This is a genomic window from Thermanaerothrix solaris (assembly GCF_032334255.1).
GTDB lineage: Bacteria > Chloroflexota > Anaerolineae > Anaerolineales > Anaerolineaceae > Thermanaerothrix > Thermanaerothrix solaris.
On sequence record NZ_JAUHMF010000002.1, the window covers coordinates 368,947 to 391,850 of the forward strand.

A 22,904-nucleotide genomic window follows, 5' to 3' on the forward strand; every position below is an offset into this window, starting at 1 on the left:
GTTCAGGCCGCGCGCACCAGCAAACTGATGCTCTCAATGTGATAGGTTTGGGGGAAGAGGTCAAAGGGGGTAATCTGGACCAGCCGGTAGCCCGCGGCAATCAACTGCCGCAGGTCCCGCGCCAGGGTGGCCGGATCGCATGAGACGTAGGCCAGAAATGGCGGCTCCAAGCGGATCAGCGCTTCCAGGGCGGCGGGGGCCATGCCGGCGCGCGGCGGATCTACCACTACCACGTCTGGGTGTACGTCCAGCCAGGGCAGTACCTCTTCGGCGGCCCCTTGGTAAAGCGCCACATGGTCGAATTCATCCAGGTTAACTGCAAAATCCTCGCAGGCGCTGGGGGAAACTTCCACCCCCAGGCAGTGCCCCACCTTCGGGGCAAGGAAAGCGGTGAACAACCCCACCCCGCAATAAACATCCAGCAGGGTGGTCTGGGGCGTCAGGGGCAGGATGTCCAGCAGGTGCTGCACCATGGCCGCCGCTTGGGCCGTGTTGACCTGAAAGAACGACGGGGCAGAGACCTTGAAGGGGCGCCCCAGTACTTCCATCACCAGAAAATCCTCACCGGCCAGCACAATCGTCCCGGCGGGGCTGAGATGGACGGCCGAGAGCGGAAAGTCCACGCTGAACTCTGGCGGTTGCGGATCGCGACTTTCCAGGATCAAGAGCACCTCTTCGCCGCTGCCCACGCGTAATTCCACCCGTTCCAGGCCGAGCAGGGGTTCAAACTCCAACTGCGGCCAGACCTGATTGAGCACCGGCTCGGGCAGGTGGCATTCCTGAATCGCCACCACCTGGTGCGAATCGGCGCGATGGTAGCCCAGACGTCCCTGGGCATCGAGGTGGAACTGCACCGTGTTGCGGTAGTTCCAGGGCTGGGGGGAGCGCACGATGGGGCGTAGCGGCGGATCGGGGATGCCAGCCAGGCGCTGAAGTTGTTCGCGCAAAATCGTTTCTTTAAGCGCGCACTGGGTGGCGTAATCGGTGTGCTGGTAGTGGCAACCGCCGCAGAGGCCATAATGGGGACAGCGTGGCGCAATTCGCTGAGGGGCGGGCTGCACTACGTCCAGCAGTTCGGCACGGGCGTAGGTGCGTTTGCTCTCAATCAGGCGCACCCGCACCCGCTCGCCGGGCAAGGCAAAGGGCACAAAAACCGCGCGCCCATCCGGCAGGCGGCCCAGGCACACGCCGCCATGAGCTGGGGCGAGCAGGTCCACCTCATAAACGGCGTGGCTTAGATCATGTTGACCCAAATGTAGTCTTCCAGGCTTTTGATTTCGGCGTCTTTCTCCACCAGTAAGCGCTTGACCACATCCCCAATCGAGATGATCCCGATTAATTGTTCCCCTTCCAGTACCGGTAGGTGGCGAAAGCGATGCTGGGTCATCAGTGCCATGCAATCCTCAACCGTCTGATCCGGCGTGACGTAATAAACCGGTGACACCATGATCTCGCGCACCGGGGTTTGCATGGTGATACGCCCACCGATCGCCTGGCGGGCAAAATCGCGCTCGGAGAAGATACCGACAATCTTACCCCCCTCAACTACGACCACTGCCCCGATGTGCTTTTCGGCCATCAGTTTTAGCGCTTCCTGAATGCTTGACGAGGGGGTGACGTACCACACCTGGCAGGCTTTTCCTTCAAGCAACTGGCGTACCGAGGTCATGATCGCTACCCCTAAATGGTGTGCGTGCGGCCACGAATGTAGTTTTCCAAACTCTGGATGGTGATCTCTTTTTCTTCCAGCAACTGCTTGACCACATCGCCAATGGAGATCACGCCGACGAGTTGATCGCCTTCCAACACGGGTAGGTGACGAATGTGCTTGGCGGTCATCAGCGCCATGCACTCTTCCACGGTCTGCTGGGGACTGACGTAGTACACCGAGCGGGTCATGAAGTTGCCCACCGGCTCATCCAGCAAAAGGGATTCGCGGCTGGCGGCATAACGGGCATAATCGCGTTCGGAGAAGATGCCCACAATTTTGCCTTCCTCCAGCACCAGCACAGCACCGATGTTCTTCTCGGCCATCAGTTTCAGCGTCTCGCGCAAGGGGGTTTGTGGCGTCACTGACCAAACCTGGCGGCCTTTGTTATCGAGCAGGTTCTTGACAATCGCCATCGCTGCGTTCCTCCATCGCGTGGGGTCGAGCCAACTTTACATTGATTATCAACGAAAGTGGCGCTTTGTCAAGTTTTATGGCGAACTGAATGAAAAATGTCGGTATTGTCTTATTCCAGACCGTCCAATGCCTGACGCAGGTCGGCGATCAAGTCATCGGCGTCCTCCAGCCCCAACGAGAGGCGCACCAGGTTGTCACGAATGCCCAGGCGGCGGCGTTGTTCAGGTGGTACATCATAGTACGACATCAGGGCCGGCTGGATGACCAGGCTCTCCGTCCCGCCCAGCGAGGGCGAGATATAGGGGATCTGCAGGCGGTCAATGAAGCGTGCCGTGCGCCAGAGATCACCCCGCACGGTGAACGAGACCACACCGCCGAAGCCTTTCATCTGAGCCTGGGCCACGGCATAGTCGGGGTGTGAGGGCAGACCGGGATACCAAACCTGCTCCACTTCGGGATGCCCGGTCAGGAACTCGGCTACCCGCTGGCCGTTTTCGTTGTGGCGCGCTACGCGCAGGCTGAGCGTTTTAAGGCCGCGCAACAGAAGGTAGGCATTGTGGGGGTCGGGGGTCGCGCCAAGGATGTTATGCAACTCGCGCACGGGGGTTACCCACTCGGTGCTGCCAGCCACAAACCCGGCCAGTAGGTCGTTGTGCCCGCCCAGGTATTTGGTGGCAGAGTGAATCACCAGATCTATGCCCCAATCCAGCGGACGCAGGTTGAAGGGCGTGGCGAAGGTGCTATCCACCACGCTGATCAGATGATGGCGGCGGGCAATCGCGCCAAAGCGTTCCACATCCAGAATGCGCAGATAGGGATTGGTTGGGGTTTCCGAGAGGAGCAAGCGGGTGTTGGGGCGAATTGCCGCTTCCAGGGCTTCGTAGTCCCCCAATGGCACGACGGTGGTTTCAATCCCAAAGCGGGGCAGGGTTTCCAGGCAAAACTGACGTGTGCGGCGGTAGCAGTCATCCGTCATGATGAGGTGATCGCCCTGGCGCAAGAGGGCCAACAGGGTGGTGGTGATGGCCGCCATGCCCGAGGCAAATTGGATCGCGGCTTCGGCGTGCTCCAATGCGGCCACGCGCGCCTCGCAGGCGGCCACAGTGGGGTTGCCGTAGCGCCCGTACTCCAGGCGGTCGGTGGGCAGGCCGCGCGCATGGGCGTCTTGATAGGCCACCACTTCCTGGCTATTACGGAAGGTGTAGGTCGCTGTCTGCACCACGGGCTCGATGAGGGCATGGTAGGGCTTACAGCGCTCGCTCCCGGCGTGGATGGCACAGGTGGATTCGCCCCATTCCGAAGCCGTGGGGGCATCTTCCAGGGTGGATACTGCGGTGGCGGATGGGGAAACTTGGGTCATGGGATCACCTCCAGAGATTAGGGATAAACGAAACGGGCTGCCTACGTTGGCAGGCAGCCCGTTGGTTGACTCCACTTGCGTTTCAGGGATAAGGTGTCAGATCACTTTTCCCTCCGCAAGCGCTGCCTGCCGGGAAAAGCGGCGCATGACCATCGCCATCATCATGCCCATGGCCATTAGAATGGATAACGCAGCGCTTGCGAATTGGATACTCATGGTCTTAATCGTAACCTCTTGCGCCTGATTATAGGCGGAATGCGGAAAATGTCAATAGGCAATTTTGGAGCATTCTCGGGTTAATTTTAGGCATCGGTAGCAAGATAGAGCAGTACCTCTTCTGCCGACTTTGCCGCTAACAGGCGGGGGACGAAATCCGTCCGTTCCAGGTATTTGGCGAGGACGCGCAGGCTTTCCAGGTGGGCCGAGGCATCCGGGGCACAAAAAGCGATAACGACCTGCACCGGATCGTTATCGGGGTTGCCAAAGGTCACCGGCTGGGCCAGGGTAACCAGCGCGTACCCCTCGCGCAGAGCGCCCTCTTCCGGGCGCGCGTGGGGCAGCGCAACGCCGGGTGCTATGACAATATAGGGGCCGAGTTCGCGCACGGTGCGGATCATTCCGTCAATATATCTGGGTTCGGCAGCGCCGTTCGCGACCAGTAACTGACCGGCGGCGCGCACGGCCTCTTCCCAGTCGGTTGCCGGCACACGCAGGGCTATGGTCTCGGGGGTGAACATGGGGCGGATCTCCCTAGAAAGTCTTGCGGCGGCTAGGGAACTTGGCGATCCACTGCTGGTTGTAGCGGTCGCCTTCCGGCAGGTTGGCCGACATCCACACTGGCGGGGGGGTACCCTGGGTCTGGTACCAACGCGTTGCTACCTCGGCCACCAACGCTTGTAATATGGCAGCGCCCACGACGGTGGAGAGTGGCGACACCCGGGGTAAGTTGGGTGCGATCTCAACCGCAGCATCGCCGGGGGGGATGTGGGTATCAATGACAAAATCGGCGATCTCGAAGACGCGTTTGCCGCTGGAATGGCGGCTGGCTTGAGCGCGCGATTGGGTCAGCGAGGTGATTGCCACGACGGTCAATCCCTTCTCCTTACCATATAGCGCCACGTCTACCGGGCCGGGGTTGATCCCGGATTGCGAAAAGACGATCAACACCTCGCCCGGGCGGAGATCATAACCGTCCATGAGGGTGCGGGCATATCCCTCCAGGCGTTCCAGGGCTGTGGTACGCGAGGGTGGGTTTGCCATCAGTGTATAGCCGATGTCCAGGATCGGGTTGACCGGCACCAATCCGCCGGCGCGGTAACTGATCTCCTCGGCCAGCAAGTGGGCATGCCCGGCGCCGAAGATGTGCAGTACCCCACCCTCTACCAGTGAGGCCGTGATCCGTTCGGCGACCTGGGCCATGGTCGCGGCCTCAGCCTGGCGCACGGTCTCAAGGGTGTGAAACACGGTTTCAAAATAACGCTCGATTCCTGAAGAACGATCCATATAACGCCTTCCCTCCACGCAAAATAGTTGAGGCGGTCGGGTTTTGCGTTACCCGACCGCCGGTTGCGCTAACCTTGACTATCCACCGAAGAGCGGCAGGATCAACGACAGTAAGGGCTTGAAGACCCAGATGATGATGTACCAGTCGGGATCAGCCAGTTGGGCCAGTTGCGGTGCCGTAGTGCTCAGCATAGGCATGGTGATAGCCTGCCCGATGGCCAGGAACAGACCGTTGATGGCACCGCCTAAGATGGCACCGCGCACCCCGCCCGTGGAGTTACCGAAGACACCGCAGGTACCGCCGGGGAAGAAGAGCATGATCATCGGGGGCACGATCACGGCCCACCCCAGAGCGCCGAAGATCACCATCAGGACGATGAACACGACGAAGGCCGAGAGGAAGCCAAAGAGCACTGCGGTAGGTGCGTAATCGAAGACGATGGGGCAGTCCAACGCGGGCTTGGCGTTGGGGACGATGCGCAAGGCAATGCCACGGAAGGCGGGGATGATCTCACCCAGAACCATGCGCACGCCGACCAACAGCACGGTGATACCGACGGCGAAGACCAGACCCTGCAGGACAGCATACACAATGTAGTTCAAACCACCTGCCTTATCGGCCACGGCGGCCGGGCCGGCAGCCAGCGCCGCAATAACAACTACAATGGCGATGACCACGCCCGTGGCAACCGTCACATCGCGGAAGAAGGTCAGCCACTTGGGCAGGGTCAGTTTTTCGGTGCTATCCTCGGGCTTGCCTACGTACTTACCCAACACTGCGGAGAGGAACGCACCGCTGGATGAGGTATGCCCTAGCGCCAATTCGTCCGTGCCAGTGACTTTGCGCATCCAGGGCTGGATGTAGGCCGGCTGGAAGGTCCAGTAAAGGGCAATGATAACTGACCCCACGGCGACCATGGTGAACATGGAGATATTGGGGTTGATTTCCAGCATAACTGCCACCAGCACCAGCGCGATCCAGAACATCAGGTGGCCGGTCAAGTAAATGTATTTGAATTTAGTGAAGCGTGCTAACAAGACATGAATAATGAACCCAAATGCCATGATCAGGCTGGCGGCGCCACCGTAAGTGGCGATGAGTTTGTCTAGGCCCATTCCCCCCAATTCAACCTGAGGCAGGCCGAAAGCGCTCTGAAGAATAGGGGTGAAATTATTAAGCGCCTCGACCACGATCCCTGCGCCGCGCGACATGATCAGGAAACCCACAGCGGTCTTGATGGTGCCAGTAACGACATCGCTGAAAGGCTTCTTTTGCACCAGCAAGCCGATCATGGCAATCAGACCAACCAGAATCGCCGGCTGGCTGAAGATGTTATCGGCGATAAATTGGGCTATGGCAATTAGAGTATCCATAGAATCCTCCTCCCAAAAGGACGCGGATGGAATTTGGTGTGGATCATATACGATGCACCGATTAGCCCCCCTAAAACGAATCGAGTGATGGTCTTGGCTACCTTGTTAGCGCTAGAATCACCTCCTTTCCACTAGGGTGTTCGTCTCCTCCCTAAATCAACCCTTTTTCTTTTAGAAATTCGGTTAATACGCTGCGGATTTCATCTTTGTTCACAAAGGATTTGATCGCTCGCACCGGTGCATGCCCGCCCGAGCAGACCGGCACCAGTGCCGGCGAAGTCAGGATCAGGTCAACGCGGGCCCCGCGGGCCTGAGTGGCATCCGAGGCTTGCACCTGGGCTTCAACCCCCAATTCTTTGAGCACATCTTCGGTGTACATGCGGAGAAGCAGGCTACTTCCCATACCAACGCCGCAAACGGTCAGGATTGTGAGCATGATCGGCCCTCCCAAAGGTTAGGATTATGCCCGCAGATGGGCGTAGAACTTGTAGCGGTCACCCCGATAAACCGATTCCACATACTCAATGACCACATTTTGTGGGGTGCGGGTCACCCGTTCCATGCGTAACACGGCCGCCGGCGGGTGCAATTCCAGCAACTGCGCTTCTTCCACGTTAGCCAATGCCGCTTCAACGACCTGAATGGCGGAAGCCGGGACCAAGCCATACTCTTCGCGTAGGACGGCATAAAGAGATTCGCGCGAGAAGTCATGCTGCAAGAGATCCGGGCACAGGTTTTGCGGCAGGTAAGCGGTCTCAATGGCGACGGGTTTCTCATTAGCCAGACGCAACCGCTTGAGTAGAACCACGCCGCCGTGAGCCGGGATTTCCAGTTTACCGGCGATGTAAGGTGGGGCGGGAATCACCGTGGCTTCCAGGATGCGGCTGGAGGCGTGCAAATTAGCCCGTTGCATCTGCTCCGAAAAGCCGGTCAGTGCGTGATCCTGTTCGAAGAGCACCTCGCTGACATAGGTGCCCTTGCCGGCAGCGGTGTAGAGCACGCCTTCCTTGACCAACAGCTGCAGGGCCTGGCGCACCGTCATGCGGCTGATGCCGTAGCGTTCGCTTAATTCGCGCTCGGAGGGCAGGCGGTCATGAGGGTGCAGTTCGCCCCGCCGGATCTGGCGCACTAGCAGTTCTTTCAATTGGATGTAGAGAGGAATGGGACTTTTGGCGTTGATGTCCATTCTGGTCATACCTGGTCTATACCACTATAGACTATACAGGATTTTTAGTGCGTTGTCAAAATTTTTTAAGGTTTAAGTCGTTATCCGTAAGGATTGAGAACCCGAAGTGTGGTTTGCAAATCCCCCCTGTCTTGGTTAATATATGACATAGAGAGCGTTTTCCGGGCTCAACCTATTTCTTTTTGGAGGTGTGCCATGAGTCTAACGCTTACCTGGTACGGTCATGCGACCTTGGGTTTGAAAATCGGCGATTATGACGTTCTGGTGGATCCGTTTTTCAGCGGCAACCCCGCTGCCAGCACTACAGCCGATAAGGTCAGAGCCCAGTTTATTCTGGTCAGTCACGGGCACGGGGATCATGTCGGCGATACGGTAGCGATTGCCAAACGCACCGGGGCGCTGGTCATCAGCAATTTTGAGATCTGCAACTGGCTGGCAGCCAAAGGCGTCAAGACCCACGCCCAGCACATTGGTGGCGGGCATCGCCATCCCTTTGGCTATCTCAAACTGACGCAGGCGTTGCACGGCTCGGCCCTGCCCGATGGTTCTTATGGTGGAAACCCGGCCGGTTTCCTGCTGACCACTCCCGAGGGAAAAAAGGTCTATATTGCCGGCGATACGGGGCTATTCGGCGATATGCGGCTGATCGGTGAAGAGGGCCTTGACCTGGCCGTTCTGCCGATTGGCGATAACTACACCATGGGCCCCGAAGATGCCCTGCGCGCGGTCAAATTGCTCCAACCCAAGCATGTGATCCCGATCCACTACGATACCTTCAACCTGATTGCCCAAGACGCCCGCGCCTGGGCGCAGCGGGTAGAGCAAGAGACGACCGCAAAGGTGCACCTGCTACGACCGGGCGAGTCGTTTACCCTGTCTTGAGGCCACGCCGGGTCAACGCCTGCCGAGGTTGTAGAAGTTATACACGGCCTGGCTCAGGTTGGCGATGAGCAGGTTGGCCGGATCGAATAGCAACTGAACCGGGTGGTAGAGGAAAATCACGAGTACATAGTTGCCGCCGGGCGTGTAGACGATGCCAGCGTCGCTGATGGTGTGAATCAGCCCATCGCGCGGATCGGTCACCCAACCGTGCTTGTGAGCAATTTGGGTGCCCTCAGGCAAACCGGCTTCAATCAGCACGGCAATGCGATTGCGTGCCAGGTAGTTGATCATCAGGCGGCACTCGCTTTGGGTGATCTGCCCCGGGAACGCGGCGGCAAAGGTGCCCCCGCTGGTTTGAGCGCACTGGTAAATATCCCCCAGCAGGGTGCCGGCGTCCATCGCCGTGGTCTGGTTGTAGGGGTCGGGGTCGGTAGAGACATCGGTACGCTGGTTGGCGGGAGTCTGGATACGTTGGAGCAGAGGCGCGCCAGGGTAGAAAAAGCCAGCCAGAAAGGTATTTTCAAGTCCCAGGGTACGGATATCCTCGGTGACCATCAGCGGGCCGAGGTTTTTGTCCATGACCTGCTCCATCAGGCGATCAGCCGGGTCATTCTCCGAGAATTCAATCATTGCCTCCATCAGGCTGGTGATTTCCGCCGGCAAGGGCTCCTCTAAGCGGCGGAAGACCGAGACCATAATGGGGATTTTCATCGTGCTGGCGGCGGTGAAGGCAATGCCCGGGGCCACTTTTTGGCCATAGGCATAGGCCAGATCTAACTCTTGACCGTTTTGCAGGTCGAGGAGGTAAATCTCAGCCACGCCGTCGAAGTTGTTCGTGCTCAACACCTGGCGTAACATAACTTCCAGGTTTTGGAGCGAGGGCCGCGGTGGTGCGGTTTGAGCGAAGACGACGTTTATCGTACGGCGAGTGGGATTGCGCAGGGCAGCGTCTACCAAGGTCAGCGTGCGTTCCACGTCCATCACCGTGCCCGGTTTGCCCGGATTAAACGTGGTGCTACCGGGGATCGGCTCGGCGGGGGTAGGGGGTTGATCGTAGCGGGCGGCGACCTCGTTTTCGAGGAATGCACGCAGGCGGGCTTGAGAATAGGTGGCGCGCAGGGGAATATCAACGGCACGCGGTTGCCGCCCCCAGAGGAAGTCCCAAAACGCGGCCCAGAAGGATTGTCCGCTTGAGCGTTGCTGCTCTGCCGCGGCCAGCATACCTTCCAGATCAAGGCGGAAATCCACCTGCGAGGGGCGCAGCTGGATAATAGCCTCACCATAACGCAATTCCACTGGCAGGCCGTAGATTTGGGTCAGGCGCTGGGCGGCTTGCTGGCGGTCCAGCCCACCCACCGGCACGCCGGCGATGCGGGTTCCGGCCGGGAACGTCTCACGCAGGCGGCTGAAGCGCACCAGCTGAATGACCGTGAGCAACACGGCCAACAGGATGAGCACCACCGAAACCCAACGCAGGATGATCGGACTTGTGTTTCTTCGCAATGCAGGTGCCTCCAATCGTTAAGCCGCAGCAATTTTACCAGAGAAGTCAGGGCGTGATTCCACGCTGGTAAAGCACCCACAACCCGGCCAGATAAATCACCCCGATTAGCAAGGCATCGGCTTCCAGCATACCCCAGCGCCGTTCCAACCGAATCAGGTTACCCACCAGGGCTAGCGCCGTTAAAATGAGACCGAGCAATCCCACCAGCACAAAGGCAGGGTCAATCACACCCAAGAAGCGGCCGGAAGTGTAGGATAAATCGCCCAGGCCCAAGGCAAACATGTTGAACAGGTTACTGCCGAAGAGATTGCCGATGGCCATGTCGTCGGCACCCAGGCGCGCAGCGGAAACGGTGGTGACCAGTTCGGGCAGCGAGGTTACCAGAGCCACCAACGTGGTGCCGATGAAGGTGCTGCCCAAACCGGTGATAATGGCGATCTCGGCACTGCTGCGCACTAGCCAGGGTGTCACGTAAACCAGCGCGGCCGTGGCCAGCCCGAAGCCAAAGAGGGCTATCCCCAGGCTGGGCGTGCCGGGCGGTATCTCCTCGGTGGTAGTGGCGACGCCCGAGCCGACATGCTGATGGCGTTGAAGTAGCCGCACGGCCAGCAGATAGCCCAGCATGATGACCAAACTGTCGCCGCCTACCCAGCCAATTCGCCAAGGAATATCGGCTAAGATGAAGAAGGTCACTAGGCCGATCAAGAGGACGGCCAGGCTGCCGGAGAGGGCGTGTTTGAGCGCGGCGGTGCGCAGGATACGCCGTTTGCGGAAGACCAGATCTAAGATTGCCAGCAAGGCCATGTTGAACATATTACTGCCCAAGAGATTGCCGGCAGCCAGGTTGGCTTCGCCCTGGGAAATGGCATTGACCGTGGTTAACACCTCAGGTAGTGAGGTGGCGGCTGCGATCAGGATCACGCCAACGAAAAGTCGTCCCAGCCCGGTGCGCAGAGCAATGGCATCCCCATACTCTGCCAGGCGCACCGCGGCTAAAACGATGATCCCTGCACTGACGATGAAGATGATCCAAACCATCGGTTTAGTCCTCGGCTGTGGGGGATGAGGGGATGCCTTTCGCCAGCGCCAGTGGCCAGGCGGCAAAGACACCCGTGTTGGGCAAATTCAGGTCACCGATCAGGGCTTCGGCTTCTTCTAGGCAGCGCCGCGCCATCGCTTCATCCGGCACTATCGCCAGCAGGGTGTAGTTTCCCACCGCTTCGTGGGATTCGCTCTGGCCGTAAAGGTAGCGCAAGGCGAGGGGACGTTTGCGGCTGCGGCGCGCCCAACCGGTGCTTTCTAAAATCGTCACCCCGCTGACGCCGGCCTTCTCCCATCGCATCAGCAAAGGATCAACATGGGCTTCGTTATCCACGACCATCAACACCAGGTACATGGGGCAGTCCTTTCTAAAATGAGGGTTTACGCGCACAGGATAAGATGATTCTACCATCCTCGGTTTTTGGCCTCAGGTGATCCTACAGCAACGAGATCGGATGAAACACTTGTTGCATTTAGCGCTTGGGGCTATAATATGCAACATCTGTTTCAGGCAAGAGCCCATGGACTGGCTGCTGTTCCTACCTCAATTGCCGACGACCCCTTCCAGCCTGCGGGTGACGGTCTGGCGTCGGATGCGCCAAATCGGTGCCCTTGGGCTCCAGAATGGCGTTTGGGTCTTACCGCAACGCGCCGATCTTGAGCGGTGGCTGCAGGATCTACGCGCCCAGGTACGCCAACAAGGCGGTGAGGCCTGGCTGTTTCGGGCACAGACGCCAGATGCCGAGGCCGAGGGGCTGATCCGGGCGCGCTTCTGTACTGAACGCGATGAGGAATACCGCGAGTTCCTGGAGCGTTGCCAGGATTTTTTAGCCGAGATTGCCAAAGAGAGCCAACAAGGGAAGTATACCTACGCCGAAATGGAAGAGATCGAGGAAGACCTGGAGAAATTGGAGCACTGGCTGGGTAAGATACGGGGGCGCGATTTTTTCGGGGCTGCGCTCTCGGTTGAGGCTACCACGGCCCTAAAGACCTGCCACGAGGCCTTTGCCGTCTTTGTGAGTCATGTTTATGCTCGTGAAGGGCTGAATGCTGCAGCCGATTCCGAATCTCAAACCCTTAACGACGGAGATGCCATACCATGAAATCCACAACCACGTCTACAACCACGCTGAGCGATGCCCAACGTCAACGCCTTTCCTGGCAGTTGATTGTTATCCTGGGCCTTGTTAGCGCGCTGGGGGATGTTACCTATGAAACGGCGCGCGGTGTCGCCGGGCCATATCTGCTCTATCTGGGTGCCAGCGCCGCCATCGTTGGCACCGTTTCCGGGCTAGGGGAATTTCTCGGCTATGCGCTGCGTCTGGTCAGCGGTTATTTAGCCGAGCGCACCCGCGCCTATTGGGCCGCCACGTTCCTCGGCTACGGCTTGATCCTGTGCATCCCGCTATTGGCGTTCGTCAACCGCTGGGAACTGGCCGCCGCGTTGTTGATCTTGGAGCGCATTGGCAAGGCTATCCGCTCCCCGGCTCGCGATACCATCCTTTCGCACGCTACGGCCCAGACCGGGCGCGGGCGTGGCTTTGCTCTCCATGAGTTCTTGGATCAACTGGGTGGGGTGGCCGGGCCGCTGCTCTTTGGGCTGGTCTTCGCCGTGCGCCAATCCTACCGTGACGGATTCAACCTGTTATGGATTCCTGCCATCCTGATGCTGGCCGCCTTGGCCTTCGCCCGCTTGCGTGTGCCTACCCCGGAGCGGCTGGAAAAAGACACCCGCGCCGCAGATGCTGCCGGCACGCGCCTGCCGCGCGCCTTCACGTTCTATGCGCTGTTTACCCTCTTCAGCGTAGCCGGGTTTGCCACCTTTGCCGTGCTTTCTTACCACTGGAATGCCCGTGGCCTGTTTTCCCCCAACCAAATTGCCTACCTTTATGCCCTGACTATGGGCGTAGATGCCATCGCTGCGCTGGGGATTGGCCGCATTTATGACCGGATTGGCCTGAAAGGAATGGTGCTGATCCCATTGCTGACTCTGCCGATCCCCTTCCTGGGCTTTTCCCAGAGCACCGCACTGGCTCTATTTAGCGCAGTGTTATGGGGGGTGGTGATGTCGGCGCATGAGACGGTGATGCGAGCGGCCATTGCTGATATGGTGGGCAAGGCCCGTCGCGCTTCGGCGTATGGCATTTTCAACACCCTGTATGGTGCGGCCTGGTTTGTCAGCGGCGCCAGTATGGGCTTCCTCTACGAGCGTTCGCTCAGCGCGCTTTTGCTGTTCGTAACGTTGACCGAAATCCTGGCGTTGGTGATGTTTGGCTTGTTACAACGCGCTCATACTTCGCCTGAGGTGGCAGTCTGAACCTGGTGGGGGTGAAACACACGCCAGGCTGAGAAGAGAAGGATCAATCCCAGCAGGACTTTGAGCGCGGCCGGAGCGATGCGCCCTAATACCGGCCCCGCCAACCCGGCTCCCAGGAAGGTGCCCAGGCCCATCGGTAGGATCACCTGCAGCCCTTCCTGGGAGCTGATAAGCCCTCGCCGCAGGTGGCGCGCCAGGCCTATGGCTACGGTTGGCAGGCCGATGAGCACGCTGGCCGAGCCGGCCAGTTTGACCTCGACGCCGAAGAGGATCACCAGCGTGGGGATGATCAATTCGCCACCGGCCACGCCGAGCAGACTGCTGACCAAGCCAATCCCCAGGCCGGCCAGGAAGGCTATCCCATAGCGGATCACCCCGGTCGGCAATCCGCCCCCGGGCGGGGCAAGGGGCAAGAAGGCTTCGGTGATCAAGAGCAATCCCAAGGCCGCCAGGAGGATCAAGATGGCGCGTTCCAGGTGGCGTTGGCGCACGCGGGGCAACCATCCGGCGCCCCAGAAAGCCATGCTCAGGCTGCCCAATAGCAATGTTCCCAGCATCGGCCATAGGGGGATGAGGTGTGCCCACGGCAGCACGCGCCCCCGCACGAAGAAGGCTATGCCCAGGGTCAGAAAACTGACGGCCAGGTTCAATGGCACGGCGCGCCGGCTTGGAAACCCCAATGCCCCGACCAGAACCGGCAGACGAAACTCCGCCCCACCCAAGCCGATTAGCGCCCCGACCCAGCCGATTGGGATGGCGCTCAGGAAAGCCAGGGTGGCCCGCCGCCATGCCACCCGTTGGCCCCAATTTTCTCCGGCCGGCACGTCAGGCTTCCCTGGCGGGGCTTAGAGCCCGCTTTGACCGCTCTCTTTAAGGCGATCTTCCAGGGTGCTGATGATGCGGCGCTGGCGGCTGATGATATCTTTAACCACGTCGCCGATGGAAATGATGCCCAGCAGACGGTCACCTTCCATGACCGGCAAGTAGCGGGTGCGCTTGTAGGTCATCAGTTCCATGCACTCCTCGACGGTTTGATCCGGGTGCACGGGGTAAAGTTCGGTGGTCATAATCTCGCGCACGAGGGTGTCTTTGGAGGCTTTGCCGTGCAGAATGACCTTGCGCGCGTAATCGCGTTCAGAGATGATGCCCACCAGGCGCTCGCCTTCCATAACGGCCAATGCTCCCACGTCCTTATTGGCCATCATACGCAGGGCTTCATAAACGGTGGCCTCGGGGCTGATAGACCAAATGTAATCTCCTTTGACCTGAAGGATGTGTCGCACGGTATTCATCAACGTAGCCTCCTGGTTTGGAATAAGAAGAGCGAGGGTTGAATGACAGGGTGATTTTGTGCCTAGAGCACCGAAGACGGTTGGTAAGGATGGGCTGCAGGATGTTTTGATCTCGGCAGATGTGCTTTCGTCCCTTCGACTACTATCATCATAACACAATCCGGCCGGCCAGGTGACGAAAGAGGGTTGCCAATGCGAGCTGCGCCCTTATACAGATAAATCGTATCAAATAAGGTTGTATAAGTCAATGCCGCAGCATCTTATGGGTTACCAGGCTCACGGTGTTGGTTGGGAGGGTTTTGGTATCTAAGAAGCACGAGCCCCTGCACGGGGCAGGGGCTCGCAAGCGGCAACGGTAGGATGGTTGGATTAGCGGTGGATTTCCACGCGGCGGGCGGCACTGTGGGTGAGCATGCCCAAGCCGAGGAAGATCAGCCCGAGGAAGGTCAGGAAGGATGAGAGGGGTGGCATGGGTTGGGTCATATCGGCGCCAGTGACCGGGATGAGCAGGCCGGGCTGACCGCTAGAAGTTGAGGGAGGTGGGGGTGGCAGGGTAGGTGGCGTTGTGGGCTGGGTGGGCTGGCCCGGGTCGGGGGTGGGGGTGTTATCGCCGCTGGGAGGGATGATGACGGTTTCTGTTGGCATCGGCGTTGCGGTTTCTACAGGAGGCAGAACCGTAATCTCGGTGGGGCTTGCACCCGTTGGAGTGGGCTCATCAGGTATGGTTTCGGTTGGGGTAACCTCTGTTGGTGTTGCCTCCTCGGTAGGAGTCACTTCAGTAGGGATGGTTTCAGTGGGGATAATTTCGGTGGGAGTAATCTCAGTAGGAGTTACTTCCGTTGGTGTAATCTCGGTGGGGGTTACTTGGGTCGGTTCTTCGGTGGGTGCTTCGCAACTTTGGGTTTGTTCGATAGTGCGAGCCAAGGTACCCAGGTTGTAGGAGAGACGCACCGTTACCGTTCCGCCGTTTGTTGAGAAGTACGCATAATCATTGGCTCCTACCGTGCCACTGCCACTTTCACTTCCTCCGCTGATCACCTGCCAAGTGAACGAAATAGGGAAGGGATTGGGGTTGAAGACCGTCCAATACAAATTGCCATCACAAGCGGCATTGAGGGTAAGATCAGCGAGTGTGGGAGTGTTGGTTGACACAGGGGTGTTCGTTGGCATCACTGTGGGAAGGGATGTATTCGTTGGCGTCATAGTAGGCGAGGACGTGTTAGTTGGGACGGCGCAGTAGGAACCGGCATAGGCACCGGGATTGTGGAGAGTAACGGTTTGCCCGTTGACGCTAACCGATGCCGAGGTGATATTGTAGTAACCGGGGCTTTGATAATCGTAATAATGCCAGACGTTCCCTGTGTTCTTGCTTGGGCTGATGGTAGCGGTATAGGTTGCTGAACCGTTGCTATACGTATAGGTGAGGCTACCAGGCGTGACTCCACTGGGGACATTGAGCAGGACGAAGTGGATTTCTACCTGCCCGTTCACACATTCGATGTGAGATAAATTAAGTTGATAGTTTGGTTGAGGGGTATTGGTGGGTTTGGGAGTATTGGTGGGTTTACGAGCAGTATCTAATGCAGTTGCGCTGGCTGGGAATGCCAACAGGCTTAGGCCTAATCCTGCCAATAAGGTAACAACGCCCAGAAGGTAAAACCAGCGGGCCAGCGAACGATAAAAGAGGGGTGACTTTTGGAACAACATAGCAAAACCTCCGAACAGAGACGAAATGGTAGCGAGCGATAAAGGCTGCACAATTGCCTTCCCGCTTGTGAATGAGTCCGGCCGGTTTCGCTATTGGCTCTGTGCGCTCCCACCGGGATACCGGTAAGCGACCATATCAGGGAATGCGCACTTCAACGCCGCCGAATAAACAGGACCTTTTGTAGCGGTTTGTCTTTTAAGTAAACAAACCGGCCCATCAGGAGAAGAGAGGCCGGTTTCGCCACTGGCTCGGCGGGGGGTGGCCCAGATTTTGGGTCTGGGCGGGCGACCAACGCGCACCGCTCCCGCTTCAACGCCGCCTGTAAAAGGGATTTGACCCTTTTATTTTGTTAAGGACGTCAATATTTTGACTTTGTTTGTCCCATTATACCCAAGTCGGTAAAAAAAGCAAGAGGTTTGGTTAGATTCTTGGTATTTTATAAGTATTTTGGGGGGTGAAGAGGAAATGGGATTTCAGAGCATCATAAAGGCACTCTAAGCATTGTGTTATACTCTAGCCATCAAATAAAATAAATAGGAACGCCATGAGAGTAGCATTAATAGGCCCAGTGTATCCCTATCGGGGGGGTATTGCGCATTATACTGCTTCGCTGGCAGAGGCGTTTCAACAAGTTGGACATGAGGTCCTAATTTATTCTTTTTTGCGTCAATACCCTTACTGGCTTTATCCTGGAAAATCTGATAAAGAGCCCAGCCAACAGAACATTTATTTTCCGGTGGTTTATACCATAGACACAATGAATCCCTATACATGGGTAGGAACAGCCAAGAGTATAAAAGAGGATCATCCAGATTTAGTGGTTTTTCAATGGTGGACTACCTTTATGTCTCCTGCTTTTACAACGATAGGATATTATTGCCGTCAGCAGCAATTCCCCGTGGTTTTCTTGATTCATAATGTTTATCCTCATGAGAAGCGATGGCTTGATCGGGGGTTAGCGTGGCTAACATTAAGACTTGGAGATGCGTTTATCGTCCAATCCGATCAAGAAAAGAATAAATTGCTTAGTCTGTTGCCAAACGCTCGAGTCTATCTTCACCCACATCCTGTCTACTTTCCTTTTGCTGGATTAAGACTGGATAACATAAGTGCCAAGACACACTTAGGCTTAGACACTAGCCTACCTGTAGTGTTATTTTTTGGAATCGTACGCCCTTATAAAGGCTTATCGCTTTTATTGGAAGCAATTGCCGTTTTAAAACAGCGGGGATATTTTATCCAAGTATTAGTTGTAGGCGAATTCTGGGAGGATATTAATAAATATCAGCAATTGATAAGAAAACTAGAAATTTCTGATCTTGTTTATTTAGAAAATCGTTATATTCCTAACGAAGAGGTCCCGTTGTACTTTTCGGCTGCAGATATATTTGTGGCCCCCTACATATCGGGCACACAAAGTGGAGCGGTGAAATTAGCAATGGGATTTGGCTTGCCTATTGTGGTCTCGGATATAATTTGTGATGATGTGCTCTGTAACTCAGATATTGTCGTGAAATTTCCCGTTCGAGATACAGGGCAATTAGCTGTTGCAATACAACATGCTTTGGAAAAGAAAATGAGAATGGACACCTCTATTAGTGAAGATAAAGGCCCTACCAATAATTTATGGTTAGATCTAGCAATGCTCTTTCAGAAAGTCCTAAGTGATACTAGTTCCCTTAAGAATCGCGGAATAAGCGAGTCCCAATAAAATTCTTTTACTCTTTCCTTTCCAAGTTCAATCATACGATCGGCTAACTCTTTATTATTGAGAATTTCAATTATACTAGCCGCGAGTGAATCGGGGTCTCCTGGCTTACAAATTTTTATAGCCGGTGGATCTCCTGCTAAAAGCCGGCGGTCTCCTACGTCTCCAGTTACAAACGGAACACCGCAAATCCAGCTTTCAAATAACTTCAGCGGACAACGCCCACGCGCCGTTAAATCATCATAAACCGGGTCAACTGAGACATTCGCTATCGCATAATATTTGGCCACTTCCTCGGGGGGTACTCTCCCAATCAGGATTACAGAGCTCTCTATCTCCTTCTCTTTTACAATGGATCTCACCTCATCGATACTTTCACCACCGCCCACCAGCAGCAGCGTTGTTTCAGGATCACTTCGATGCACTTTGATAAAGGCTTCGATTAGCAATTGGAGAGGGTGATTTACCAATGCAATACTTCCGAGATACACAATGATTTTTTTATCAGCCACTCCTAACTTATTTTTTAGGGCGATAATCTTTTTTGCTGAGATGGGTGGAAACCGAGCTGGTTCAACGCCATTGGGCAAGTAGTATACACGGCTTAAAGGAACACCAAAACCTTGTAATTTTTGTCGCATGTAATGAGTATTTGTAGTGACCTGGTCAGCCCAGATTGGCAACTTCTTTTGGAACCACCCAACGATCTTTCGTTGCCACCCGTGCCTAAAATTCCCCGAATATTCTTCGTCATCGTCCACATCTACAACAAGCAAACACCTCCAGCGCTTTGACCCAAGGATACCTGCTATCCCATTCATCGGATGAGGCTTACCAACAATGATGACATCAGTAGGATATTTCATTGCGGCCCAGGATAACCTAAGCGTTGCATTAAGCACAACCCAGACAAATCTTAATAGCGAGTAGTAGGTTTTCTTTGACCCTTTTTTGAGAACATGCATTTGACCTATATACTCAACTTCCACATCATTGATAACTAATTTTTTCCTATGCAATGCTTTATAATTGCTGTGAGTAGCCGAAATACGAACACAGTGTCCCAAGCGTGTTAGTTCTTTTGCCCAAGGCAAATAGCGGCCAAGGCCACCTGGGCTCGATAAATCCTGGGTGAGAAGAAAATGAAATTTCATCTCTTCTTTGGATTATAACTGATTACATCCAACAGCATTAAAGTACCCATACTTTTTTCAAAAATTGTTCTCATCAAACCTTGGTAATTCTGTGATAAAGAGGATAATTTCAAAAGGTTGGGGGTTAACCGAGTATACATTTAGCGCCACGATATCCCAAGGGATCATGATGCTATATGCATTGATTCTAGCCCGACATTTGGGTCCGCAGGGATATGGTTATTATGCTTCCGGATATTCCCTTATTGGGTTGTGGACCTTCATTCTTGGCTTTGGCATGGATACCTGGTACCTTCAAAGAGGAAGCGTTGAGAGGCATCCCGAGCATATTGCAGGAAAAATCCTTAAAAATAAATTTCTGATTTTTTTGATTTGGGCCCCTTTTGTTTTGGGAATCTATTTATTTCGAAAATCTTCAATTGCTCCTTTATTCCTTTTCATCTGCGCTCTGGATATTTGGTGGGATAATAGCTTTTTTACTATTATTTATGGTCTAAATATTCAAAAACGCTACTCAAAAATCACTATATTGCTCATATTCTCTCGCTTGGGACGACTAATCGGAGCATTGATCTTAGTGTGGCAAAATATATACTCACCCTTAGTTTTCGCTTTATGTAGGTTGTTGTTTACAGGAATTAGCCTAAGTGTTGCCTTGGCTATATTCAAGCCCTTTCAAAGATGGAGATTGGCGAGGCAAGTACCGATTCATTTGAAAGAATTAATTCCCTTTGTTCTGTCAGAAGTGTTTGTACAGATTTACGTAGTTGCAGATGTCTCTCTGCTTTCAATACTGACATCTCCATTGGAAGTAGGGTTATATAGCCCTGCTTCTAGCGTACTTAGTGCATTGTTTATAATTCCCAACACGATACATCTTGCATTAATACCGATTTTTAGCCGAAAAATATCCGTACAGCGACATTTTTTTGATCGTACTGTTTTTATATCCATGGGTGGGCTAGGCATGCTAGGTTTACTATTAACCTTTGGGGTTGGTTTAGGAAGCAAATGGCTTATTTCTCCTATCTTAGGAGGTGCGTTTGAAGAGACAAGTAATCTGCTTTTGCTGTTAAGCCCAATATTATTCCTAAAATCCCTTCAGTATGGCCTAGCAGCTATCATTGTGGCATCAGGCTGGCAAAAACATCGCTTGATTCCTCAGGCTCTAGCGGCCACAGCGAACTTAGGATTAAATCTTTTATTAATTCCAATTTACGGGGCTAAGGGCGCAGCTTTGACTTATAATTTCAGTGAATTGTTACTATTAACTGGGTACGCACTTCTGGTTATTCTAAAAACGAGGACATCCGTCTGATTAAATGAATGATTCTACAAAAATTCTTCTAATTTTGGTTCATTCGACCCAAAATGCAGGGGATCTCGCCTTGCTAGAAATGTCTATGTATTCTATTAAAAAAAGGCTCCCGCGGGCAAAATTTTTCATCTCAGCAAATTACCCGGAAGAAGCATGGTATCAGCAACAAGAGCACCAAGTTATTCCATCGCCCTCTTATCTTATAGGCAAGACAAAAAATTATTCACCTCTAATTCAGTTGATTAAGTTTCTCTTAGGTTGCCTCTTTGCTTTCATTTTTAAAATTAAGGTTTTTAGGAGATTGGTTTCCCAGCCATGGAAAAAACTTTTTGAGACTTATGAGACATGCGACATGGTTGTAGCCGTTCCGGGAAACCAATTCTACTCGATGGGGAGATTCGGTTGGCCATTCCCTGTTACTATCATGAGCGTTGCATTAGCGCATTTATTCAATAAACCTCTTTATGTCCTACCGCAGTCGATTGGACCCTTTCGCCGTTGGTGGGAGAAAGCCCTTATTCGTTGGGCGTATTCGCGAGCAGAGCACGTTTTTCTAAGAGATCAAATTTCGTTGGAGGTGGCCAGGTCTATCGGTTTACCAATGGACAAAGTTTCTTACGCTCCTGATCCTGCATTTGGTTTGACGCCGGCACCAAGGGAACAGGCTTGTGAACTACTAATATCTTTTGATTGGAATCCAAATATTCCATCCCTTGGTGTGACTGTTATTGCCCCAATGGGTAAATCCCTTAGTCCAAAATTAGTAGAAAACTATTATCTTGTATTATCAGAGGCATTACCGCGCTTTGCATTGGAACATAATCTTCAAATTGTATTTTTTACCCAGGTTACCGGGCCAACAACCTTGGAAGACGATCGGATCCCGACTCTCTCTCTCTACCAAAAGGTCCGTTCTCAGGTTAATGCCTATTTTGTTGATGGTGCGTACCCCCCTTCGTTGCTGAAGGCTTGTTATGGCGAAATGGATTTGTTTTTAGCTTCGCGCTTGCATTCCGGTATATTTTCGATGAGCATGGGCGTCCCTACAATATTTATTGGATATCTTTTAAAAACAAAGGGGGTCCTGAAGACCTTGGGATTGGAACAATACGGGCTTGAACTATCTAATCTGAGAGTTCAAGATTTGGTTCTGTTATTAGAGAAAACCTGGGCAGCGAAGGAAAGAATATCAAAAGAGCTCAACCTCCTAGTTGCAAGTCTTGCTACTAAAGTGTCATTTTGTTATCACTCCGATGCTTTTTCCAAAAGGGGTTGTCAATGAAAGATATACGCGTACTCGAAATTATTAAGGGGTTAGACATAGGGGGAATAAGTGGAGGTGCTGAGAGATTTGGCGTTGACCTTTCTATTGCACTTGCAAAAAAAGGTATTCCAATAGAAATTTGTGTTTTCTTCAAGACTTACACAGAATTGGAGAAATACTGGCTGGATAAAATAGAGGAAGCGGGGGTCACTGTTATTTCTTTGGCTACATGGAAAGGGAATTCTAGCCGATCCGAGTTTGTCAAGGGCACAAAAAAACTCCTTGACTATCAAACCAAACATCCTTTTGACTTATATCACTCTCATACTCAATTTGGAACATTGGCTGCCCTTTATGTGGCTCTGAGAATGGGGAATGTGAAAGTCGTTCGAACTGCTCACATAACCCAAGAGTGGGAAGATTCCCTTTATAGCAGAATAAACAGGTTAATTTGGGGAGAAATTGTATTTCCTTTATTCGTAGATGCTCAGGTTGCAGTTTCAAAATCGGTTCTGCAAAATATTAAGAAATATTGGGGGCAGAGGTTTGCTAAACGTCAGCCTGCTGTTATATACAATTCCATCCCTATTCCATATAATATACCTACTAGAACATCCCGGGAACAAAATAAGTTTATCATTGGAACAGCTGCTCGTCTTATTGAACATAAAGGAATAAGATATCTGATCGAAGCTGCCTCTATCGTATGCCAACAGATCCCAGATGTGAAATTTTTGATCGCGGGAGAGGGAGAACTCAGGGGGGCTTTACAGGATCTAATATTACAAAAAGGACTTACCGATATCGTTTTTCTACTTGGGCAACATCCTCATATATACGAATTTCTCAGCCAGTTAGATCTATTTGTTCTCCCCTCATTATTGGAAGGATTGCCCACCGTTATCCTTGAAAGCATGGCAGCGGGTGTGCCAGTCATTGCTACTAACATTCCAGGTACTGATGAGCTTATCGAAGATGGGATTGATGGTTGGTTAGTACCCCCTAGAGATCCCAAAGCGCTGGCAGAGAAAATCATCTTTGCGCTTCGCTCACCTCATCTTAGAACACAAGTGAGTGAAGCAGGACGAAAAAAGGTCGAACATTTTTCTATTGATAAGGTTGCTGATCAGTATATCGCCCTTTTTCAAGAGCTTCTCAACTCATGAGC

23 protein-coding genes are annotated in these 22,904 nt (G+C 53.8%); 7 read left to right on the top strand and 16 right to left on the bottom strand.

All coding sequences use genetic code 11. From position 1 onward, the window contains the following. Positions 1 to 2: 2 nt before the first annotated feature. From QYE77_RS09830 to QYE77_RS09870, 9 genes are all read right to left on the bottom strand, one after another. Positions 3 to 1,253: a class I SAM-dependent RNA methyltransferase gene (locus QYE77_RS09830; protein ID WP_315625229.1), complete on the bottom strand. Its 1,251-nt coding sequence runs from the start codon at positions 1,251 to 1,253 to the stop codon at positions 3 to 5. Beyond that, the gene (locus QYE77_RS09835) at positions 1,235 to 1,669 is read right to left on the bottom strand and encodes a CBS domain-containing protein (protein WP_315625230.1); all 435 of its coding nucleotides are present in this window, start codon (positions 1,667 to 1,669) and stop codon (positions 1,235 to 1,237) included. The genes QYE77_RS09830 and QYE77_RS09835 overlap by 19 nt, the downstream gene beginning before the upstream one ends. An 11-nt stretch (positions 1,670 to 1,680) precedes the next feature. Continuing rightward, the gene (locus tag QYE77_RS09840; RefSeq protein ID WP_315625231.1) at positions 1,681 to 2,124 is read right to left on the bottom strand and encodes a CBS domain-containing protein; all 444 of its coding nucleotides are present in this window, start codon (positions 2,122 to 2,124) and stop codon (positions 1,681 to 1,683) included. 110 nt (positions 2,125 to 2,234) lie between these two features. Further along, on the bottom strand, positions 2,235 to 3,485 hold the full coding sequence (locus QYE77_RS09845) for a trans-sulfuration enzyme family protein (RefSeq protein WP_315625232.1): 1,251 nt from the start codon (positions 3,483 to 3,485) through the stop codon (positions 2,235 to 2,237). Between the two features lie 302 nt (positions 3,486 to 3,787). Next, positions 3,788 to 4,222, bottom strand: coding sequence for a PTS sugar transporter subunit IIA (locus QYE77_RS09850; protein ID WP_315625234.1), 435 nt, complete (start codon positions 4,220 to 4,222; stop codon positions 3,788 to 3,790). A gap of 13 nt (positions 4,223 to 4,235) precedes the next feature. Then, positions 4,236 to 4,988, bottom strand: coding sequence for an SIS domain-containing protein (locus tag QYE77_RS09855; protein ID WP_315625235.1), 753 nt, complete (start codon positions 4,986 to 4,988; stop codon positions 4,236 to 4,238). A gap of 78 nt (positions 4,989 to 5,066) precedes the next feature. Further along, positions 5,067 to 6,362: a PTS ascorbate transporter subunit IIC gene (locus QYE77_RS09860; RefSeq protein ID WP_315625236.1), complete on the bottom strand. Its 1,296-nt coding sequence runs from the start codon at positions 6,360 to 6,362 to the stop codon at positions 5,067 to 5,069. A 151-nt stretch (positions 6,363 to 6,513) separates the two neighbouring features. Further along, positions 6,514 to 6,798 carry a PTS sugar transporter subunit IIB gene (locus tag QYE77_RS09865; RefSeq protein WP_315625237.1) on the bottom strand — a complete coding sequence of 95 codons (285 nt, stop codon included), beginning with the start codon at positions 6,796 to 6,798 and terminating at the stop codon, positions 6,514 to 6,516. 24 nt (positions 6,799 to 6,822) lie between these two features. Continuing rightward, complete coding sequence (locus QYE77_RS09870) at positions 6,823 to 7,557, bottom strand: GntR family transcriptional regulator (protein ID WP_315625238.1); 735 nt, start codon at positions 7,555 to 7,557, stop codon at positions 6,823 to 6,825. 186 nt (positions 7,558 to 7,743) lie between these two features. On the opposite strand from QYE77_RS09870, the gene QYE77_RS09875 reads away from it, so the two are divergent. Continuing rightward, on the top strand, positions 7,744 to 8,430 hold the full coding sequence (locus QYE77_RS09875) for a metal-dependent hydrolase (protein ID WP_315625239.1): 687 nt from the start codon (positions 7,744 to 7,746) through the stop codon (positions 8,428 to 8,430). Between the two features lie 12 nt (positions 8,431 to 8,442). Here QYE77_RS09875 and QYE77_RS09880 read toward each other — a convergent pair whose 3' ends face one another. From QYE77_RS09880 to QYE77_RS09890, 3 genes are read right to left on the bottom strand one after another with little or no spacing between them, the layout of a single operon-like run. Then, positions 8,443 to 9,933 carry a serine hydrolase gene (locus QYE77_RS09880; protein ID WP_315625240.1) on the bottom strand — a complete coding sequence of 497 codons (1,491 nt, stop codon included), beginning with the start codon at positions 9,931 to 9,933 and terminating at the stop codon, positions 8,443 to 8,445. A gap of 46 nt (positions 9,934 to 9,979) precedes the next feature. Beyond that, on the bottom strand, positions 9,980 to 10,972 hold the full coding sequence (locus tag QYE77_RS09885; RefSeq protein ID WP_315625241.1) for a sodium:calcium antiporter: 993 nt from the start codon (positions 10,970 to 10,972) through the stop codon (positions 9,980 to 9,982). Positions 10,973 to 10,976: 4 nt separating this feature from the next. Then, the gene (locus QYE77_RS09890; RefSeq protein WP_315625242.1) at positions 10,977 to 11,330 is read right to left on the bottom strand and encodes a hypothetical protein; all 354 of its coding nucleotides are present in this window, start codon (positions 11,328 to 11,330) and stop codon (positions 10,977 to 10,979) included. 166 nt (positions 11,331 to 11,496) lie between these two features. Between QYE77_RS09890 and QYE77_RS09895 the strand changes: the two genes are divergently transcribed. Both QYE77_RS09895 and QYE77_RS09900 read left to right on the top strand, forming a co-directional pair. Then, positions 11,497 to 12,078 (top strand): Chromate resistance protein ChrB, encoded by a 582-nt coding sequence (locus tag QYE77_RS09895; protein ID WP_315625243.1) that lies wholly within the window; start codon positions 11,497 to 11,499, stop codon positions 12,076 to 12,078. Next, entirely contained in the window at positions 12,075 to 13,292 is a 1,218-nt protein-coding gene (locus QYE77_RS09900; RefSeq protein ID WP_315625244.1) for an MFS transporter, read from the top strand. Before QYE77_RS09895 ends, QYE77_RS09900 begins: the two co-directional genes overlap by 4 nt. Here the strand turns inward: QYE77_RS09900 and QYE77_RS09905 are convergent. From QYE77_RS09905 to QYE77_RS09915, 3 genes are all read right to left on the bottom strand, one after another. Beyond that, positions 13,265 to 14,116, bottom strand: a complete 852-nt coding sequence (locus QYE77_RS09905) for a sulfite exporter TauE/SafE family protein (protein WP_315625245.1) — start codon at positions 14,114 to 14,116, stop codon at positions 13,265 to 13,267. The two genes, QYE77_RS09900 and QYE77_RS09905, sit on opposite strands and share 28 nt — an antisense overlap. 21 nt (positions 14,117 to 14,137) lie before the next feature. Next, entirely contained in the window at positions 14,138 to 14,584 is a 447-nt protein-coding gene (locus tag QYE77_RS09910) for a CBS domain-containing protein (protein WP_315625246.1), read from the bottom strand. Between the two features lie 369 nt (positions 14,585 to 14,953). Beyond that, positions 14,954 to 16,291 carry a hypothetical protein gene (locus QYE77_RS09915; protein ID WP_315625247.1) on the bottom strand — a complete coding sequence of 446 codons (1,338 nt, stop codon included), beginning with the start codon at positions 16,289 to 16,291 and terminating at the stop codon, positions 14,954 to 14,956. 545 nt (positions 16,292 to 16,836) lie between these two features. Here QYE77_RS09915 and QYE77_RS09920 point away from each other — a divergent pair. After that, on the top strand, positions 16,837 to 18,003 hold the full coding sequence (locus QYE77_RS09920; RefSeq protein WP_315625248.1) for a glycosyltransferase: 1,167 nt from the start codon (positions 16,837 to 16,839) through the stop codon (positions 18,001 to 18,003). On the opposite strand, the gene QYE77_RS09925 is transcribed toward QYE77_RS09920, so the two are convergent. Continuing rightward, positions 17,943 to 19,154 (bottom strand): glycosyltransferase family 4 protein, encoded by a 1,212-nt coding sequence (locus QYE77_RS09925; protein ID WP_315625249.1) that lies wholly within the window; start codon positions 19,152 to 19,154, stop codon positions 17,943 to 17,945. The two genes, QYE77_RS09920 and QYE77_RS09925, sit on opposite strands and share 61 nt — an antisense overlap. A gap of 91 nt (positions 19,155 to 19,245) precedes the next feature. Here QYE77_RS09925 and QYE77_RS09930 point away from each other — a divergent pair, with 91 nt between their 5' ends. From QYE77_RS09930 to QYE77_RS09940, 3 genes are read left to right on the top strand one after another with little or no spacing between them, the layout of a single operon-like run. After that, positions 19,246 to 20,472, top strand: coding sequence for a lipopolysaccharide biosynthesis protein (locus QYE77_RS09930; protein WP_315625250.1), 1,227 nt, complete (start codon positions 19,246 to 19,248; stop codon positions 20,470 to 20,472). A 4-nt stretch (positions 20,473 to 20,476) separates the two neighbouring features. After that, positions 20,477 to 21,754, top strand: a complete 1,278-nt coding sequence (locus tag QYE77_RS09935; RefSeq protein ID WP_315625251.1) for a polysaccharide pyruvyl transferase family protein — start codon at positions 20,477 to 20,479, stop codon at positions 21,752 to 21,754. Continuing rightward, positions 21,751 to 22,902, top strand: a complete 1,152-nt coding sequence (locus QYE77_RS09940; RefSeq protein WP_315625252.1) for a glycosyltransferase family 4 protein — start codon at positions 21,751 to 21,753, stop codon at positions 22,900 to 22,902. Before QYE77_RS09935 ends, QYE77_RS09940 begins: the two co-directional genes overlap by 4 nt. Positions 22,903 to 22,904 lie beyond the last annotated feature (2 nt).

Coding starts and splice junctions, on each gene's coding strand:
- QYE77_RS09910 (WP_315625246.1), bottom strand. CDS start 14,584: ATGAATACCGTGCGACACATCCTTCAGGTCAAAGGAGATTACATTTGG.
- QYE77_RS09855 (WP_315625235.1), bottom strand. CDS start 4,988: ATGGATCGTTCTTCAGGAATCGAGCGTTATTTTGAAACCGTGTTTCAC.
- QYE77_RS09875 (WP_315625239.1), top strand. CDS start 7,744: ATGAGTCTAACGCTTACCTGGTACGGTCATGCGACCTTGGGTTTGAAA.
- QYE77_RS09850 (WP_315625234.1), bottom strand. CDS start 4,222: ATGTTCACCCCCGAGACCATAGCCCTGCGTGTGCCGGCAACCGACTGG.
- QYE77_RS09845 (WP_315625232.1), bottom strand. CDS start 3,485: ATGACCCAAGTTTCCCCATCCGCCACCGCAGTATCCACCCTGGAAGAT.
- QYE77_RS09885 (WP_315625241.1), bottom strand. CDS start 10,972: ATGGTTTGGATCATCTTCATCGTCAGTGCAGGGATCATCGTTTTAGCC.
- QYE77_RS09865 (WP_315625237.1), bottom strand. CDS start 6,798: ATGCTCACAATCCTGACCGTTTGCGGCGTTGGTATGGGAAGTAGCCTG.
- QYE77_RS09940 (WP_315625252.1), top strand. CDS start 21,751: ATGAAAGATATACGCGTACTCGAAATTATTAAGGGGTTAGACATAGGG.
- QYE77_RS09920 (WP_315625248.1), top strand. CDS start 16,837: ATGAGAGTAGCATTAATAGGCCCAGTGTATCCCTATCGGGGGGGTATT.
- QYE77_RS09900 (WP_315625244.1), top strand. CDS start 12,075: ATGAAATCCACAACCACGTCTACAACCACGCTGAGCGATGCCCAACGT.
- QYE77_RS09835 (WP_315625230.1), bottom strand. CDS start 1,669: ATGACCTCGGTACGCCAGTTGCTTGAAGGAAAAGCCTGCCAGGTGTGG.
- QYE77_RS09890 (WP_315625242.1), bottom strand. CDS start 11,330: ATGTACCTGGTGTTGATGGTCGTGGATAACGAAGCCCATGTTGATCCT.
- QYE77_RS09935 (WP_315625251.1), top strand. CDS start 20,477: ATGAATGATTCTACAAAAATTCTTCTAATTTTGGTTCATTCGACCCAA.
- QYE77_RS09925 (WP_315625249.1), bottom strand. CDS start 19,154: ATGAAATTTCATTTTCTTCTCACCCAGGATTTATCGAGCCCAGGTGGC.
- QYE77_RS09895 (WP_315625243.1), top strand. CDS start 11,497: ATGGACTGGCTGCTGTTCCTACCTCAATTGCCGACGACCCCTTCCAGC.
- QYE77_RS09915 (WP_315625247.1), bottom strand. CDS start 16,291: ATGTTGTTCCAAAAGTCACCCCTCTTTTATCGTTCGCTGGCCCGCTGG.
- QYE77_RS09860 (WP_315625236.1), bottom strand. CDS start 6,362: ATGGATACTCTAATTGCCATAGCCCAATTTATCGCCGATAACATCTTC.
- QYE77_RS09840 (WP_315625231.1), bottom strand. CDS start 2,124: ATGGCGATTGTCAAGAACCTGCTCGATAACAAAGGCCGCCAGGTTTGG.
- QYE77_RS09870 (WP_315625238.1), bottom strand. CDS start 7,557: ATGACCAGAATGGACATCAACGCCAAAAGTCCCATTCCTCTCTACATC.